The following is a 14786-nucleotide window of genomic DNA, read 5'->3' on the forward strand; positions in this document are numbered from 1 at the left end:
GCATCTCGCATGTTTAACAGGATTAGTAACCTCACATCAGCACGCGAGATGCTGCGCTGCGCGCTGCATGACGTTCTGTCTACGAACGGTTCTTATTTATTTTTGGCTTGGGTTCTAAGTAAACAACGAGCTGATGGACTCATGCGTCACCACATTGCGGATAGCATGAGCAAACAAGTCAGCCAGAGATATCACCCGAATCTTTGAGTTCTCCTGCCGCAATGGAATAGTATCAGACACCACCAGCTCTTCGAGCACCGAGTTGCGAATCCGGTCGTGGGCCGGGCCGCTGAGCACGGGGTGCGTAATAACAGCGCGCACCGAGCGTGCACCACGCTCCAGTAGTAATTCCGCCGCCTTGCAGATAGTGCCGGCCGTATCCACAATATCATCGACTAGCACAACGTCTTGGCCGGTCACGTCGCCAATTACCTGCATGGAGGCAATTTCATTGGCTCGCAAACGCGTTTTGTCGCATACCACAATCTCGGCCCCAAAGCGTTTGGCAAAAGCGCGCGTACGCACCACGCCCCCAACGTCAGGCGAGGCGAAGATGATGTTTTCCAGATTCAACGACTTTATATAAGGCACAAACATGGCTGAGCCGTCGAGGTGGTCAACGGGAATATCGAAAAAGCCCTGAATCTGGCCCGCGTGCAGGTCACAGGTCATCAGGCGGTCGGTGCCCACGCTCTGGATGAAATCAGCCACCACTTTAGCCCCGATGCTCACGCGAGGCTTATCCTTACGGTCCTGGCGGGCATAGCCGTAATAGGGCATCACGATAGTGACGGAGGCAGCCGAGGCACGCTTAGCCGCGTCTACCATCAACATAAGCTCCATCAGGTTTTCGGCGGGCGGAAACGTACTCTGAATCAGGAAAACCGCACAACCCCGGACACTTTCATTGAAGCTGGGTCCTAGCTCCGTATCAGCGAAGCGCTGAATGCTTAGGTCGCCGAGCTGAGTGCCATAGGCAGCGGCAATTTTTTCACCGAGTTCATGCGAGGCGTTGCCTGCGAATATTTTAACCTGTTGAGACATAAGTTCAATTCAATTACGAACTAAGGGAAAATGAGAAGGGCGGATGGGCTATACGGCTGAACTGGGCTAATGGAAGCGGAAAGGTAAAACAGCTAAAGCCAGCGGAAAAGACAGCAGGCGAATAAAGCAAAAAAGCGAAAGGCGCTGACTTCCCAGAGGAAGAATCAGCGCCTTTCGCGTTACTAGTAGTTGTCCGACCAGGGCTCGAACCTGGACTTTCTTGAATCAAAATCAAGCGTGTTGCCAGTTACACCATCGGACAAAATTCCCATCAGCGTTGCTGTTTGGGTGTGCAAATGTACGAGGTGAATAATTCGAGGCAAATTCTCAGTGAATATTTTTTCAACAAACAGTAAATATTTTTTCAATGAATTCTGAAGCTGGGGGGCAAATAGTGAGTTTAAAGCTCCCTGAGTGCTTGATTTTCAATGCTTCAGCGTCGCGCGAACTTTCCGCTCGCGGGGGCTTTGGCAAAGCCGGGATTAAGCCGTAGTTTTGCGGCCTGAAAACGGTGCCACCCATCTATATAAAGACCTCCAATGGCGAATAACGGCAAAATCACCCAAGTAATTGGTCCCGTAGTGGACGTAAGCTTCGCCGGTGATGACACGCGCCTCCCCAACATTCTTGACGCGCTCGAAGTCACCAAAGAAAACGGGCAAGTCATCATTCTCGAATGCCAGCAGCACTTAGGCGAAGACCGGGTGCGCACCATCGCCATGGACTCGACCGAGGGCTTGTCCCGCGGCGCCATCGTGCGCGACTTGGGCTCGCCCATCTCGATGCCTACGGGCGAAGGCGTAAAAGGCCGCTTGTTCAACGTAATTGGCCAAGCCATTGACGGCATCCCGCAGCCTAAGAGCGACGGCCCCATGTCGATTCACCGCTCGGCGCCTCCGTTTGAGGATCTGGCGACGGCTTCGGAAGTATTCTTCACCGGTATCAAAGTAATTGACCTGCTGGCACCTTATGTAAAAGGTGGCAAAATCGGTTTGTTCGGTGGTGCTGGCGTAGGCAAAACCGTACTGATTCAGGAGCTGATCAACAACATCGCCAAGGCCTATTCGGGTCTGTCGGTGTTTGCTGGTGTGGGCGAGCGTACCCGCGAGGGAAATGACCTGCTCCGCGAATTCATAGAGTCGGACATCATCCGCTACGGCGCTGAGTTCAAGCACTCGATGGAAGAAGGCGGCTGGGACCTCTCGAAAGTAGACGAAGTGGAGCTGGCCAAGTCGCAGGCTACGCTCGTGTTCGGTCAGATGAACGAGCCGCCCGGAGCCCGTGCCCGCGTAGCCCTGTCGGGTCTTACTATTGCTGAAAGTTTCCGCGATGGCGACGGTACCGGTTCAGGCCGCGACATCCTGTTCTTCATTGACAATATCTTCCGCTTCACCCAGGCGGGTTCCGAAGTATCGGCTCTGTTGGGTCGTATGCCTTCGGCCGTAGGATATCAGCCTACGCTGGCCACCGAAATGGGCGCCATGCAGGAGCGGATTACCTCTACCAAGCGGGGTTCTATCACGTCGGTACAGGCCGTATATGTGCCTGCCGATGACTTGACTGACCCAGCGCCGGCTAACACCTTCGCTCACTTGGACGCGACGACGGTATTGTCGCGTAAAATTGCTGAGCTAGGCATTTATCCTGCCGTTGACCCACTGGACTCCACTTCACGTATTCTGTCGGTTGAGGTTCTGGGCGAGGAGCACTACAACACCGCTCAGCGCGTGAAGGAGATTCTGCAGCGCTACAAGGAACTTCAGGACATTATTGCCATCCTGGGTATGGATGAGCTGTCGGAGGAGGATAAGCAGGTCGTTAACCGCGCTCGTCGCGTACAGCGTTTCCTGTCGCAGCCTTTCTTTGTCGCTGAGCAGTTTACGGGCCTGAAAGGTGTGTTGGTTGATATCAAAGACACCATTCGTGGCTTCAATGAAATCATCGATGGCAAGCACGACCACCTACCTGAGGCGGCATTCAACCTCGTTGGTACTATCGAGGATGCCGTTGCGAAAGGTGAGCGTCTGATTGCTGAAGCAAAGTAATTGTTTTAACTGGCTGAATGGCTGAAGGGTTAAATAGTTGATTGTTCTTATTTACTCATTGAACGACCAACCATTTAACCCCTCAGCCATTCAACAATTCCACCAATATGCATTTAGAAATCATCACGCCAGACCGGAAAATATTCGCGGGTGAGGTCACTTCGGCTCAGTTTCCAGGGGCGGATGGGCTTTTTGAAGTGCTTAACAACCACGCTCCCCTCATCAGTGCGCTGCAAGCGGGTAGCATCAACGTGAACGGTGCCGCTGGCCGCGAGTCCTTCCGCATCGAAGGCGGCGTGGTGGAAGTGCTCCGCAACAATGTTATTGTGCTGGCTGAAGGCGTAGTTGCTTAAACTGGCTCAGACTGAAACAAAAAGCCTTTCCTTTGTTGGGAAAGGCTTTTTTGCTTTTGGTGAAGCTAGTGTCATGCAGAGCGCAGCGAAGTATCTCGCGTGTTTAGCTGGATTACTAATTCAATGCCAGCATGCGAGATGTTTCGTGCCGGACGCCAGATGAGCATGCCTGCCTAATTTGCCCCCCAATCCACAAAATCACTTTAAATCCGCAAAATCTGCGATTTATGCATATCCACCCCAAAATTACTCCCATCTATCAAACGTCGGTCTTCAAATTTGAAGATCTGGATGGCATAGCCCAGTATTTCGATGAGCCTGGTAGCCGCTACATGTACTCTCGTAACGGCAACCCTAACTCCGATGAGCTGGCTGAGGCCGTCAACCGGCTGGAAGGTGGGCGGGGGGCAATTGCAACTGGCTCGGGAATGGCGGCAATTCTGGCGGCAATTTTGGCTTACTGCGAGACGGGCGACCATGTGCTTTGTGCCGCCGATATTTATGGTGGATCGGCGGCTTTGCTGAATCAGGAATTAGGCCGCTTGGGAATCTCGGTGAGCTATGTGCCCTTCGAAGAACTCTACGACTTAAAGCCTCATCTGCAAACCCGCACTCGCCTGCTATTAGCCGAAACGATGAGTAACCCGCTGCTGCGGGTAGTAGACTTGCGGGCTCTGGCCAAAGAGTGCCAGCAGCATGGCGTAAAGCTGGTTATCGACAATACGTTTGCTACACCGTTGATTACTCGTCCTATCGAGTATGGCGCTGATATCACGCTGCACAGCGTAACCAAATACTTGGCTGGGCACTCTGATGTAACGGCTGGGGTAGTGGTGGCTGCCACCCCGAAACGGCCGCGCGCCTCCGCCAAATCGGAATGACATTGGGGTTAACCTTGAGCCCAATGGAAAGCTGGCTGGCCGTGCGAGGCCTAAAAACCCTGCGCTTGCGCGTGCAGGAGCATAGTGTCAACGCGTTGGCTATAGCCGAGATGCTGGACCGCCACCCGATCGTGCAAGCAGTTAATTATCCGGGCTTGCCAAGCCACACCGAACACCTACTTGCCACCGCTCAGGGCGGCACACAGTTCGGTGGTATGCTATCCTTTCGTCTGCCCGATGAGGCAAAGCTGGTAAATCAGTTTATGCGTCGCTCCCAGCGCTTTCCGTTCGCGCCCTCGCTGGCGGGTGTTGATTCGTCGCTCTCGCATCCACTCAGCACTTCGCATCGCGCCCTCACCTTAGAGCAGCAGCAGCGACTGGGCATTACAGTAGGCTTGGTGCGCCTGTCAGTAGGGATTGAGTTGAAAAAAGAATTATTAGCCGATTTGGAGCAGGCGTTGGAGCAAGGGTAGAGCTGTGGGCTTCCTCGTGAAGTAGGCCAGTGAAAAGTAGAGGAAGGGGAGGGTCTTCTCCATCCTTTTGCCTACTGCCCATGAAAAAGAGCCGTTTTAGCGAAGCGCAAATTATTGGCATCCTGCGCCAACAAAGTCAGGGCCAGGGCATCACCCAAATCTGTCGGGAGCACAATATCAGTGAGCCCACGTTTTACCAGTGGAAGAGCAAGTACGGCGGCCTGGAGCTCACCGAACTGCAACGCCTCAAGCACCTGGAAGACGAAAACCGCCGCCTCAAGCAACTAGCGGCCGACCTGAGCCTGGAAAACCAAATCGTCAAGGAGGTACTGCGAAAAAAGTAGTGGCCCCGGCCGAGCGGCGGGCCGTGGCCCAGCAGGCCGTAGCGCGGGGGCTGAGCCGTCGCCGGGCCTGCGCCCTGGAGGGCTGGCCCACGACAGCTACGCCACGCCGTCCGGTCGGGGCGACCAGGCCGCCCGGCAAGCGGCGGACGCCACCGTCGTGGCCGCCCTGCTGGCGCTGGTCAAACGCCATCCGGGCGGGGGCTTCTGGAAGTAGTACTACCGGTTGCGCAAAAACGGGCTGCTGCTCAACCATAAACGCCTTTGGCGCCTCTATCAGGCCCAGCGCCTGCAAGTACCATCGGCGGAAAAAGCGCCGCTTGCCCGCGCGCGTGAAGCGGCCCCTGACCGTGCCCGACGGGCCGAACCAGTGCTGGTGGATGGACTTCATAAGCGACGCGCTGACTGACGGGCGGCGCTTCCGCCCCCTAAACGTGGTGGAAGACTGGAACCGGGAAGTGCTGGGCATTGAGGTGGATTTCTCCCTGCCCGCGTTGTGCGCCTGCTACAGGCATTGGTCGAGCGCCACGGCCCGCCGGCCCGGCCAAGGGCCGCGATGTAGCCCGTCGGGCCCTGCGCTTCCAGGTGCTCATAATTCTCCCCAGAACTGTACCCGGCATCGGCTACGACAGCGGTCATCACAGAAGAAATAGTCGTCCTTCTTCTGTTCGTCATACTTAGACCACCTCACCTACTTTTTTTACCCCTGTCACCTCTGACTCAGCGCAGCAACTGGCAACGGCGAAACCGAAAACTATAAAACCTTAAGCTCCTCCTTAGGCACATAGATGGTGAGAAATGCAGCGTCAACCTACGTGCTAAATTATGTTGTTGTAACAAAATACACTAGCCTTATTAAGGCAGATAGCAGCTATATCGACAAGCAATACTGCCGTTATTAAATTGACTAATCCTGCTGCCACCTTGCCAGTAGCGTTCAAATCAGGGCAAATGATTAGAACAATTGCATTAAGTGCTAGCTAGTACAATTTGCGCTGCACTACTGACAATTGCTTGCATAGCAGGCTTGTTACTAGTTGGTGCCCAAAAAGATATACTAGGAATTATCGAGCAACAGTATACTTTAGCCATCCGAAACAGGGTAGTGTAAATGCTGGCCCTCTCAACATTAACTCCAACCGACGGGCATGCTTAGCGGTGCCGTGGATCTAATGTTCTATCCGACCGCCTGCCAACCGAAAAGGTAGCGGTAAAAAAGGGTCCCACCCCGCCCGCGCTGGTCAGTTTGCCTGGCCAGGCGTCACCTCCCTTAGGAGGACAACGCTCCCTGCTCGGGAGCATATTCCTTCAAGCCCGGCCACTGCCTAAACAGGACCGCTGGCATCGGACCAACCTTCAAGCTCACCTTACGATGAAAAAATTGCGAATGCGACGTTGCTGGCTGGCAACCGTGCTCAGCTATGGGCTGCTGGGAACTACCTATGGTCAAACCAGTACCGAGCAGGCAGTGCCCATTATTGCGGCCACTCCAAGCATCCCGACCGGTCAGGACTACTCGCCGTGGCTGGATGACGACCCCGCTAACAAGGTGCAGGACAGCTGGCTGCCGGCCAATTTTCAGTACGTCGACGTCACGCTTCGACTCAGCCAGCCCACGGCGCTCAGCCGCTTGTCTTTGTTTGATTTTCAAGGCGTATTTACGGATCGGCCGGCGACCATTTATGCCCAGCAGGGCACTGAGCGTACTCTACTGGGCACCTTCGATGGAACCCAGTACAATCAGTGGGTCGATTTGCCGGTAGCCGGAGCAGTAACAGCCGATGCCCTCGTTATTCATAAGTACAGCAACAATATTCCGGTCAAAATCAGGGTGTTTGGGCGCGCGCAGGGTGGAGCGCCAGCCCCAACTCCTGACCCGGCGCCGGTTCCTGTGCCAGTCCCCAATCCACCGGCGCCGGGGGGCAATTTGCCCCCCGGCAGCAAGATTCCGCTGCAAGCCGCTCGCTGGTACCAACTCAACAACGTTGGCAACGGTCTGGGGCCCCTATTTGATGGCTCCACGTCCACAACTGCTACCACTGGCTGGGGCAAAATCCTGCCCACCTTCGACGCCTATTATCCCTTGCATCCGGGGGAGGTGATGAGCCTGGAAAGTATCCGGCTCTACGACGGGGGTGGCAGCAACCCCCAGCACCCGATGACCTTGTCGGGCATTACGGATACGTGGCAGCGCATTCCGGTGGCCATATTCACGGGGGGGCAATCTGGGCAGTGGGTGGGCCCCGACCCGGCTCGGCCCCAGGAGTTTCGCCTCCGCTCGCCCCTCACCAATATCCGCTACCTCGTGCTCACGGCTTCTGGGGCTTACCCCACCGAAATTGAGTTGTACGGCTCCTACACGGCCGGTAATCCCCCGTCGGCACCCGACCCCTCGGTGCTGGCTCAGCAGAAACAGATCAAGCTGCGGCAGCAGCTAGGCGTGAACGCCTTTGAGTGGGACTTCGAGGATCCGAACGCGCCCAGCCAGATCGACGAGGCCCGGCTGGCGGCCGTGAAAAACTTTACCGGCATCCGGCACTACATCGACTGGGAAAAACTGGAGCTGACCGAAGGCAACTATACCTTCAACCCCACCCACCGCGGCGGCTGGAACTACGACGCCATCTATCAGCGCTGTAAGGCGGAGGGCCTTGAGGTGCTGGCGTGCCTGAAAACGCTGCCCCCCTGGCTGCTGGCGACCTACCCCGAGGGCGAGCGGGACCTGGAAAATGTGCCCGTGCGCTACGGCCGCGACTTCGCCGACCCGCGCTCCTACCTCGAGCAGGCCAAGGTGGGCTTCCAGTTTATGGCCCGCTACGGCTTTAACCCCAGCCTCGACCCCGCGCTGGTGCGGGTAAATTCCGGCCCGCGCTGGGGTGGCGACGCCATCAACCAAGTGCAAATTGGCCTGGGCCTGATCAAGTACATCGAGTGCGAGAATGAGCGGGATAAGTGGTGGAAGGGCCGCAAAGCCTACCAAACCGGCCGGGAGTATGCCGCCAATCTTTCGGCCTTCTACGACGGGCACCAGAACACCATGGGGCCGGGCGTGGGAGTTAAAAATGCCGACCCGTCGGTGCAGGTGGTGATGGCGGGCTTGGCCTCCCCCAACCCCGACTACGTGCGGGGCATGATCGACTGGTGCCGGGAGTTTCGCGGCCTGCGTCCCGATGGCTCCGTGAACCTTTGCTGGGACATTATCAACTACCACTTATACTCCAATGACGCGCGCTCCTCGCAGAATGGCAACTCCACGCGCGGAGCCGCGCCCGAAGTATCGGAGGCCGGGCAGGTGGCCCGCGACTTTGTGCGCCTGGCCCACCAAGACGCCGGTGGGATGCCCGTCTGGATTACGGAAACCGGCTACGATACCAACCAGGGCAGCCCGCTGAAGGCAATTTCCATCGGTAACCGCTCGGTACTGGAAACCCAGGCCGACTGGCTGCTACGCACGGCCTTGCTCTACGCCCGCTGGGGCGTGGAACGGGTATTTTTTTACCAACTCTACGATGATAAGCCGGGCGACCCGGTCCAGTTTAGTACGTCGGGGCTCCTTAATCCGGATAAAACGCCCAAGCCCGCCGCTGACTTTTTGCGCCAAGCCGCTCATTTGCTGGGTGATTACACCTATAAGGCCACCATCAGCCAAGACCCGCTGGTAGACCGCTATGAGAGCGGCAACAATACCGCGTACGCGCTAGTGGTGCCCGATGAGCGGGGGCGCACTGCCACCTACACGCTGGAACTGGGTGCCGATTCGGCGCGGGTGTATCGGCCTCGCGCGGGGCAGGCCAATATGAGCCTGACGTGGGTGCGTACTCCCGGTGGCCGATTGCAGCTGACTATAACTGAAACTCCCACGTTTGTGGTCGTGTCGGGCCGGAGTGGAAATTTGCCCCCACCACGAGCGCCTGCCCTGGCGCGGGCACCATTCAGTGGGAGCAATGGACTGGTATCGGCGGAACGGCCGTAGCAAGTATCCCCGTCCAGACACGCCCCGATAAGACACTTGCTTTAAGCCAGTTGGAGAGCCCCCGCAATGCGGGCGACAACTTCGGGGCCCGCATCCGGGGCTACGTCTGCCCACCCCAGACGGGCAGCTACGCTTTCCGTTTGAGTGGTGATGATGATTGCCAGCTGTGGCTCAGCCCCGACGATGACCCATCCCGGAAAGTGCAGATTGCGGGGTATTCGGGCTATACGGATTACGGCCAGTGGAATAAATATCCTGGTCAGCAATCGGCGCCGGTCAGTCTGGAAGCTGGTCGCCGCTACTACATTGAGGCCTTGCAAAAGGAAGCTGGCGGGGGCGACTTTGTGGCCGTAAGCTGGCAGCTGCCCGATGGCCAGACCGAAGCGCCCATTCCGGGCCGCCGACTGATTCCATTCTCAACTTCGATGGCTGCTAGTTCCTTGGTGCAGGCGGCCAGCACGTTGGCAGCCAGTAAGGTGGCGGTTGTGCCTGAGCTAACGGTATATCCTAACCCCTTTGCTGACCAAGCCACGCTTGCTATTACCTCGCCCAAGGCGGGGCCGGTTACCTTGGCTGTGTATGATGCGCAGAGTAAACTCGTGCGCCGAATCTTCACGGGGACCATGGCCGCCGGTGAGCAGAAGCGCTTCGCTCTTTCGAGCCAAAACTTGGCCGCGGGTGTGTACCTCCTGCGGCTGGAGACTCCCGGTCAGGTAGTGAGCCAACGCATTACCTTCATGCCCTAAGTAGCTGTTGCCGCACCTACTGGTTGGCAAATAGTGAAAGGCAGAAAACCCGGTAGCTCATGCTTTTTGCGGGCAGCCGGTTTTTCTGCCTTTCAGACACTGTGGGGGGCTATTTAAGTACGGAAGGTAGAAGGCCACATTGCCTCCTTTGCCTCTGTAAAAACTAAGACTTGCTTGGCCGGAGTTTTTGAAAAAGCACCGTTCCGCGCCGCACTACATCGTCTAAAGCTAAAGGGAGGATAGCCTGCAACCGCAGCGGTAGGTAACGACCCAGCACCACGTAGCCGTAGATGGTGCTGACCAGCAAGGTAAATACCGATGCTAGGGCGGCCCCGTACACGCTGCCGGTGAGTTTGATGCAGATAATATCGGCGGCAACGTTTACGCTCAGGGCCAGCAAGACTTTCACCAGGTTCAGGTGAGGCTTGTCGATGATATCGAGTGTGACGCCCAAAAAACGTTCGAGGGGAAAGAGCAGCGCTGAGCCTAGCATAAGGCGATAGATCAGGGCGGCCTCGGTCGTGACGTATTTTTCGCCCCCCACCACACTCACTAGCACGTCGGCCAGCAGCCCCGCCCCAACTGCTACTGGTAAAAACAAGAGGCTCAAAAAGCCGATGTAGCGCACCATGATAGCCGCTACTTCTGGTTCGCGCTGCCGGTTCATGGCAGCCGACATGCTGGGCATAGCCGTGGCCAGCCCACTCCGCAAGGGGATTTCGAGCACCTCGAGTAAGCGCATCGGCAGGTTGTAAACAGCCAATGCTGCCGGACCCAGCATGAACTTGATGATGAACGTGTCGGAGCTGCGCAACAGGTTGGCGCACAGGTAAGTGCCGAAGCTGTATTTGCCAAAATGGAATACTTCGCGCACGGTGGCGGCGGTGCGGTGCCGTAGGGCGCCGAGGCGTGCCCACCCGGCCCCAATGGCCACCGTGCTAGTGAGCAGGGCGCTCAGCACGAATGCGTACATCACAGCGGTCAGGCTAATGCGCTCGAGCATATAGGCGCCAAATACCAGCACAATGAAGGAGCCCTGATTGAGCAGGCGGATATACAGAATGCAGTCGAAGCGCTGCTCGGCCTGCAGCATCCAGGTCGCTACATTAAAAGGTAAGGTCACGGCTAGGGCCACGCCGAACCATTGCAACAGCACCAGTACTCCGGCGTCCGTAAGCCCCCCAGTCCACGGCAGGGCCAGAACATTGAGCGCTAAAAAGCCCCCCGTAACCAGTAGGGCCAGGAACCAAGCCGCGCCGGCCACCGCCTGCTGCCGGGCCTCATCGGCGCCGGCAAAAAACTTGATCAGGGCCGTTTGCAGCAGGCCCGTTCGGAAAGAGTCGAGCAGCAGAAAAGAGAACTGGAAAAACACCCAGTTGCCCATGTCGGCGGCGGCCAGAAAGCGGTAGAGCAGGCTGTAGGTGAGCACACTGAACACCGCCATGACCCCATTGCCGGTCAGGGACAGAAAGTGACGGTTCGTAAAAAACGCCCTCATGCCCGTGCGTGACTAAGGTGGAGCTCACTTGGTTGGTGCGCAGCGGTTGGCGGAGCGTGGCGGGCATAGTACGTCTGCACGGCGGCGTAAATCTTCTCGACGCTGTTCTCCCAGGTGTGGGTTGCGGCCAAGGCGCGTCGTTGGGCCTGGCGCTGGGGGCTATCTTCAGATAAAGCCCGTTCAATCAGCTCAACATACTCTTCGCCAGAGTCGGCCAGGTAGGTGCAGGCGGCGAACTCACCCATGGCCTGGGTCCGCGTGGCTACCACGGGCTTGCCCAGGGCCAGGTACTCATCCACTTTGCGCGGGTAGTTGCCGATGGTCATCTGGTTGAGCAGCTGCGGATTCAGACACACATCGAAATGCTGAATGTAAGCCGGCAGCTCCGCGGGCGCTTTGGTGCCCAGGAAGTGCACGTTGGGCCGCTGGTGCAGGGCACTGGCGCGGAAAGCCTCATCCTCGGGGCCCACGAGCACCAGGCTCCAAGCCGGCCGCTGCTGGCTGATATAGTGCAGAACGGCAATATCCAGCCGGGAGCTGACCAGGGCTCCCACGTAGCCAATAATGGGGCGGGCCAGCTGCTGGAGCGTGGCAGGTGCCGTTGTGGGGGGCAAATTTAGCGCTACCTCGCAGCCCTGGCCCACGTCGAAAGAGAAGTAGTTGTACTGCCGGCAGTAGTCGGCCAGGTAGCTGGAGTTGGCCACGCACACGTCGCTCTTGATAATAAGCTCGGGCTCCAGCCTTTGCCCGTGCTTGCGCCAGTAGTCGGCGGCCAGCATGTAGTCGCGGGAGTAGTACACGCTGACGCTGGGGGCAAGCAGCTCCTTTAAATGAAAGCTGCGGAATATGTCGTTGTCATTAAACAGAATGAAGTTCTGAAAGCCCACCTCGGCCAGGCCCCGCTGAATGGAGTCGGCGAACCGGCGGTTATTGATCTGGTTGCAGAAGCGGTAGAGGGCCGACTCGGGCAGCCAGTTGATGGACTCCAGGATGCTGTCGGGGGTGAGTACCCACAGGTTGGGACTGACGGCCTGCAGGCCCTTTTCCTCCCCCGCACCACCCGCCGCCGCGCCTGCACGCCCGCCTCGTGGCGCCCCCGCCACAGGGTGTTGCGGTCCAGGGGGGCATTGACGTACAGCACGCGGTTGTGACGGCTGAATTCCCGGGCAATATCCTTGCAGTTGCTGCCAATGGGGGTGTCCCAGGGCTGCTGACCTACCATAACAATGTCGCGGCCGTGAATTGAAGGTGCCATGGGGCTGGGGGCTGGAGTGAGAGGGAGTTTAGGCGTTAGGCGGGGTTCAGACTTGTTTCGGGCTGCCATCTTTGCAGTAGCTCGCGGTCAATGCGGTCGAGGATGCTGGCATCCTGGGTTATATCAAACTTGCGGGCGTAGAGCTTGGGGGAGTGGGCCAGGTCAGCGAAGTCGACGGCGGTGAGAACCTTCGGATTTGCCCCCCGCCCGACCAATCAATGTAGCGGTAGTTGTCGTTGACAATGCGGCCCTGCAAGGGCGAGTTTAATAGCACGGTGGCAATCAAAAACTCGTCGGAGCCCCAGGTAAACAGGCTGAAGCGCCGCAACTCCGGATGAGCATCCAAAAACTGAACGAGGTAGTCGGCGCCCTCCCGACTCAGGGTCCACCAGGAGCTGTCGGGGCCCCCGTACAGGCGGTAAGGCAGGGGAAAGCGGCGCCGGGGAAACAAGTGGTTTATCCAGTCCTGCAGCCAGTACTGCCCCCGAAAGTTGAAATAGGTAGTATGATACCGCTCAATGCGGGTAATGGCGTGGCGCCACCAGGCCGAGCCTTCGGGCTCAAACGAGAGAAACGACTGCCCAAGGTGGCGCGCCAGGAAGCGATGAATAGTAGAAGCAGACTTCAGTGGATAATCCTGCCCGCTCAGCAGGTTGATGAAATCGTAGGCGACGCCCGTGGCCAGCACGTCGCGCACGCTCTCCACGATGGCGCGCGTGAAGCGGTAGGACGCCCAGTGCACCAGAAAGCGCCGGGGGGTAAAGTACACGTTGGGCCGGCTAGCCAGATAGGCATACTCGCGCATGTCCGCTTTCCGGTCCAGGTGCAGGAAGCAATCAACGCCTTCGTGGGCCAGCGCCGTCAGTAGCCGCTCGACCTGCTCAGGGTTTTTGTGCACCATAATCAAGTGAGCTATTTTCATTGCTAATTGACTTTATAAGCCGGGTCACGCGGTTTTGGCCAGCGAAGGCACCCCAACGGGGTGACGGGTCGCTTTTTCCCAGGCGGCGGGCTGGGCCTTGCGCAGAAAGCGCCAGAAGCCGGCAAAAGCCGCCGCGTTCATCAGGCAGAAATACAGGGCCACCACCAGCCCCTTCGGGCTGCGCCCCGCGCGCGCGGCCTGCCAGCCCAGCCCAGCCCCGGCGTAGAGCAGCCCCTGACCCGCCAGCAGCAGGGCATACAGTCCGCCGTGCTGCACGGCCAGCACCGCGCTCAGGGGCAGCAGACCGGCCAGGGCCAAAGGCGCCAGGCTCCACCGCAGCACCCGGTGCGACACGTAGAGAAATGTTACCAAAGGATGGCGCGGCACGAGCAGGGCCCGCAGGCGCACCATGGATTGCCAGCCCCCCGCGCAGATGCGAACTTTGCGCTTCCACTCCTCCGTCAGAGAAACAGAAGGATCTTCGGTGGCGTAGGCTCGCGGCTCATACACCACCCGGTAGCCCTGCTGCACAATGCGCAGGGACTGCACAAAGTCGTCGAGCACCGTGTCGGCTTCGAGGGGCTGCACCAAGTCGGTGCGAAACGAGACGAGCTCCCCGGCAGCGCCCATCAGGCTGTAGATGCGCGAGTCGCAGCGCTTGAGAAAGGATTCGTAGCGCCAGTACAGGCCCTCGCCGGCGCCGGGCGCGGAACTCTGAGGGTTGATTTTTTCTCCCCCGAAACGCCCCCCACCCGCGGGTCCTGGTAGTGCTTTACCAGCTCGCGCATGGCGCCGGCGTTCAGGTTCGTGTTGCAGTCCGTAAATACGACGTAAGGCGTCGTGACGTGCTCCATCGCCCGGTTTTCGGCCACCGATTTGCCGCCCCGCAGTGGGGTGTGGAGGTGCCAGATGTTGGGGTGGCGGGCCAGTACCTGGGCGGAGTTGTCGGTGGAGCCGTCGGTAATGAACAGCAGCCGGAGCTTGTCGGCGGGGTAATCCAAGGCTTGGCAATTGGCAATCTTGGCCTCCAGAATAGGTGCCTCGTTGTAGGCGGGCACCACCAGCGTGACGTCGGGTTCAAAGCCGGGCAACGCGGCGCGCGGCCCCAACGCGCGGGCCCACACGCCAGCCAGCCCGGCGTACCCCAGGTAGGTATAGGCCAGCACCGCCAGGGCCGCCCAGCACAGAAATTCCAGCACAGTCATGGTAAAGTTGTTTCGATGAGCACTTAGTCAGCCGGGTTAATGCCGGACCG

12 protein-coding genes, 1 tRNA gene and 1 pseudogene are annotated in these 14786 nt (G+C 58.3%); 6 read left to right on the top strand and 8 right to left on the bottom strand.

The genetic code is table 11. The features are described from left to right. Positions 1 to 114: 114 nt before the first annotated feature. Both MKZ35_RS02195 and MKZ35_RS02200 read right to left on the bottom strand, forming a co-directional pair. On the bottom strand, positions 115 to 1044 hold the full coding sequence (locus tag MKZ35_RS02195) for a ribose-phosphate pyrophosphokinase (protein WP_482511589.1): 930 nt from the start codon (positions 1042 to 1044) through the stop codon (positions 115 to 117). A gap of 189 nt (positions 1045 to 1233) precedes the next feature. After that, positions 1234 to 1306 (bottom strand) — tRNA-Gln (locus MKZ35_RS02200). Positions 1307 to 1583: 277 nt separating this feature from the next. Here MKZ35_RS02200 and atpD point away from each other — a divergent pair. The 4 genes and pseudogenes from atpD to MKZ35_RS02220 all read left to right on the top strand — a co-directional run bounded on the left by atpD (position 1584) and on the right by MKZ35_RS02220 (position 5140). After that, the gene (atpD, locus tag MKZ35_RS02205) at positions 1584 to 3089 is read left to right on the top strand and encodes a F0F1 ATP synthase subunit beta (protein ID WP_482511590.1); all 1506 of its coding nucleotides are present in this window, start codon (positions 1584 to 1586) and stop codon (positions 3087 to 3089) included. Between the two features lie 107 nt (positions 3090 to 3196). Then, a complete protein-coding gene (gene atpC, locus MKZ35_RS02210) occupies positions 3197 to 3442 on the top strand; it encodes an ATP synthase F1 subunit epsilon (protein WP_457081699.1) in 246 nt (81 codons plus the stop codon). Positions 3443 to 3669: 227 nt separating this feature from the next. After that, positions 3670 to 4796: pseudogene (locus MKZ35_RS02215) on the top strand (trans-sulfuration enzyme family protein). Positions 4797 to 4876: 80 nt separating this feature from the next. Continuing rightward, positions 4877 to 5140, top strand: coding sequence for a transposase (locus MKZ35_RS02220; RefSeq protein WP_482511591.1), 264 nt, complete (start codon positions 4877 to 4879; stop codon positions 5138 to 5140). Here the strand turns inward: MKZ35_RS02220 and MKZ35_RS02225 are convergent. After that, the gene (locus tag MKZ35_RS02225; RefSeq protein ID WP_482511592.1) at positions 5115 to 5528 is read right to left on the bottom strand and encodes a hypothetical protein; all 414 of its coding nucleotides are present in this window, start codon (positions 5526 to 5528) and stop codon (positions 5115 to 5117) included. The two genes, MKZ35_RS02220 and MKZ35_RS02225, sit on opposite strands and share 26 nt — an antisense overlap. A gap of 981 nt (positions 5529 to 6509) precedes the next feature. Here MKZ35_RS02225 and MKZ35_RS02230 point away from each other — a divergent pair. Beyond that, complete coding sequence (locus MKZ35_RS02230; RefSeq protein ID WP_482511593.1) at positions 6510 to 9110, top strand: hypothetical protein; 2601 nt, start codon at positions 6510 to 6512, stop codon at positions 9108 to 9110. Positions 9111 to 9160: 50 nt separating this feature from the next. Further along, entirely contained in the window at positions 9161 to 9856 is a 696-nt protein-coding gene (locus tag MKZ35_RS02235; protein WP_482511594.1) for a PA14 domain-containing protein, read from the top strand. Positions 9857 to 10019: 163 nt separating this feature from the next. Here the strand turns inward: MKZ35_RS02235 and MKZ35_RS02240 are convergent, their stop codons facing one another. From MKZ35_RS02240 to MKZ35_RS02260, 5 genes are all read right to left on the bottom strand, one after another. Next, positions 10020 to 11354 carry an oligosaccharide flippase family protein gene (locus MKZ35_RS02240; RefSeq protein ID WP_482511595.1) on the bottom strand — a complete coding sequence of 445 codons (1335 nt, stop codon included), beginning with the start codon at positions 11352 to 11354 and terminating at the stop codon, positions 10020 to 10022. Beyond that, positions 11351 to 12457: a glycosyltransferase gene (locus MKZ35_RS02245; protein ID WP_482511596.1), complete on the bottom strand. Its 1107-nt coding sequence runs from the start codon at positions 12455 to 12457 to the stop codon at positions 11351 to 11353. The genes MKZ35_RS02240 and MKZ35_RS02245 overlap by 4 nt, the downstream gene beginning before the upstream one ends. Positions 12458 to 12727: 270 nt before the next feature. Continuing rightward, on the bottom strand, positions 12728 to 13531 hold the full coding sequence (locus tag MKZ35_RS02250; RefSeq protein ID WP_482511597.1) for a beta-1,6-N-acetylglucosaminyltransferase: 804 nt from the start codon (positions 13529 to 13531) through the stop codon (positions 12728 to 12730). A 24-nt stretch (positions 13532 to 13555) separates the two neighbouring features. Continuing rightward, positions 13556 to 14161: a hypothetical protein gene (locus MKZ35_RS02255; RefSeq protein WP_482511598.1), complete on the bottom strand. Its 606-nt coding sequence runs from the start codon at positions 14159 to 14161 to the stop codon at positions 13556 to 13558. Beyond that, complete coding sequence (locus MKZ35_RS02260; protein WP_482511599.1) at positions 14161 to 14736, bottom strand: glycosyltransferase; 576 nt, start codon at positions 14734 to 14736, stop codon at positions 14161 to 14163. Before MKZ35_RS02260 ends, MKZ35_RS02255 begins: the two co-directional genes overlap by 1 nt. Positions 14737 to 14786: the final 50 nt, after the last annotated feature.

The sequence above is a fragment of the Hymenobacter sp. R533113 genome (assembly GCF_056835965.1).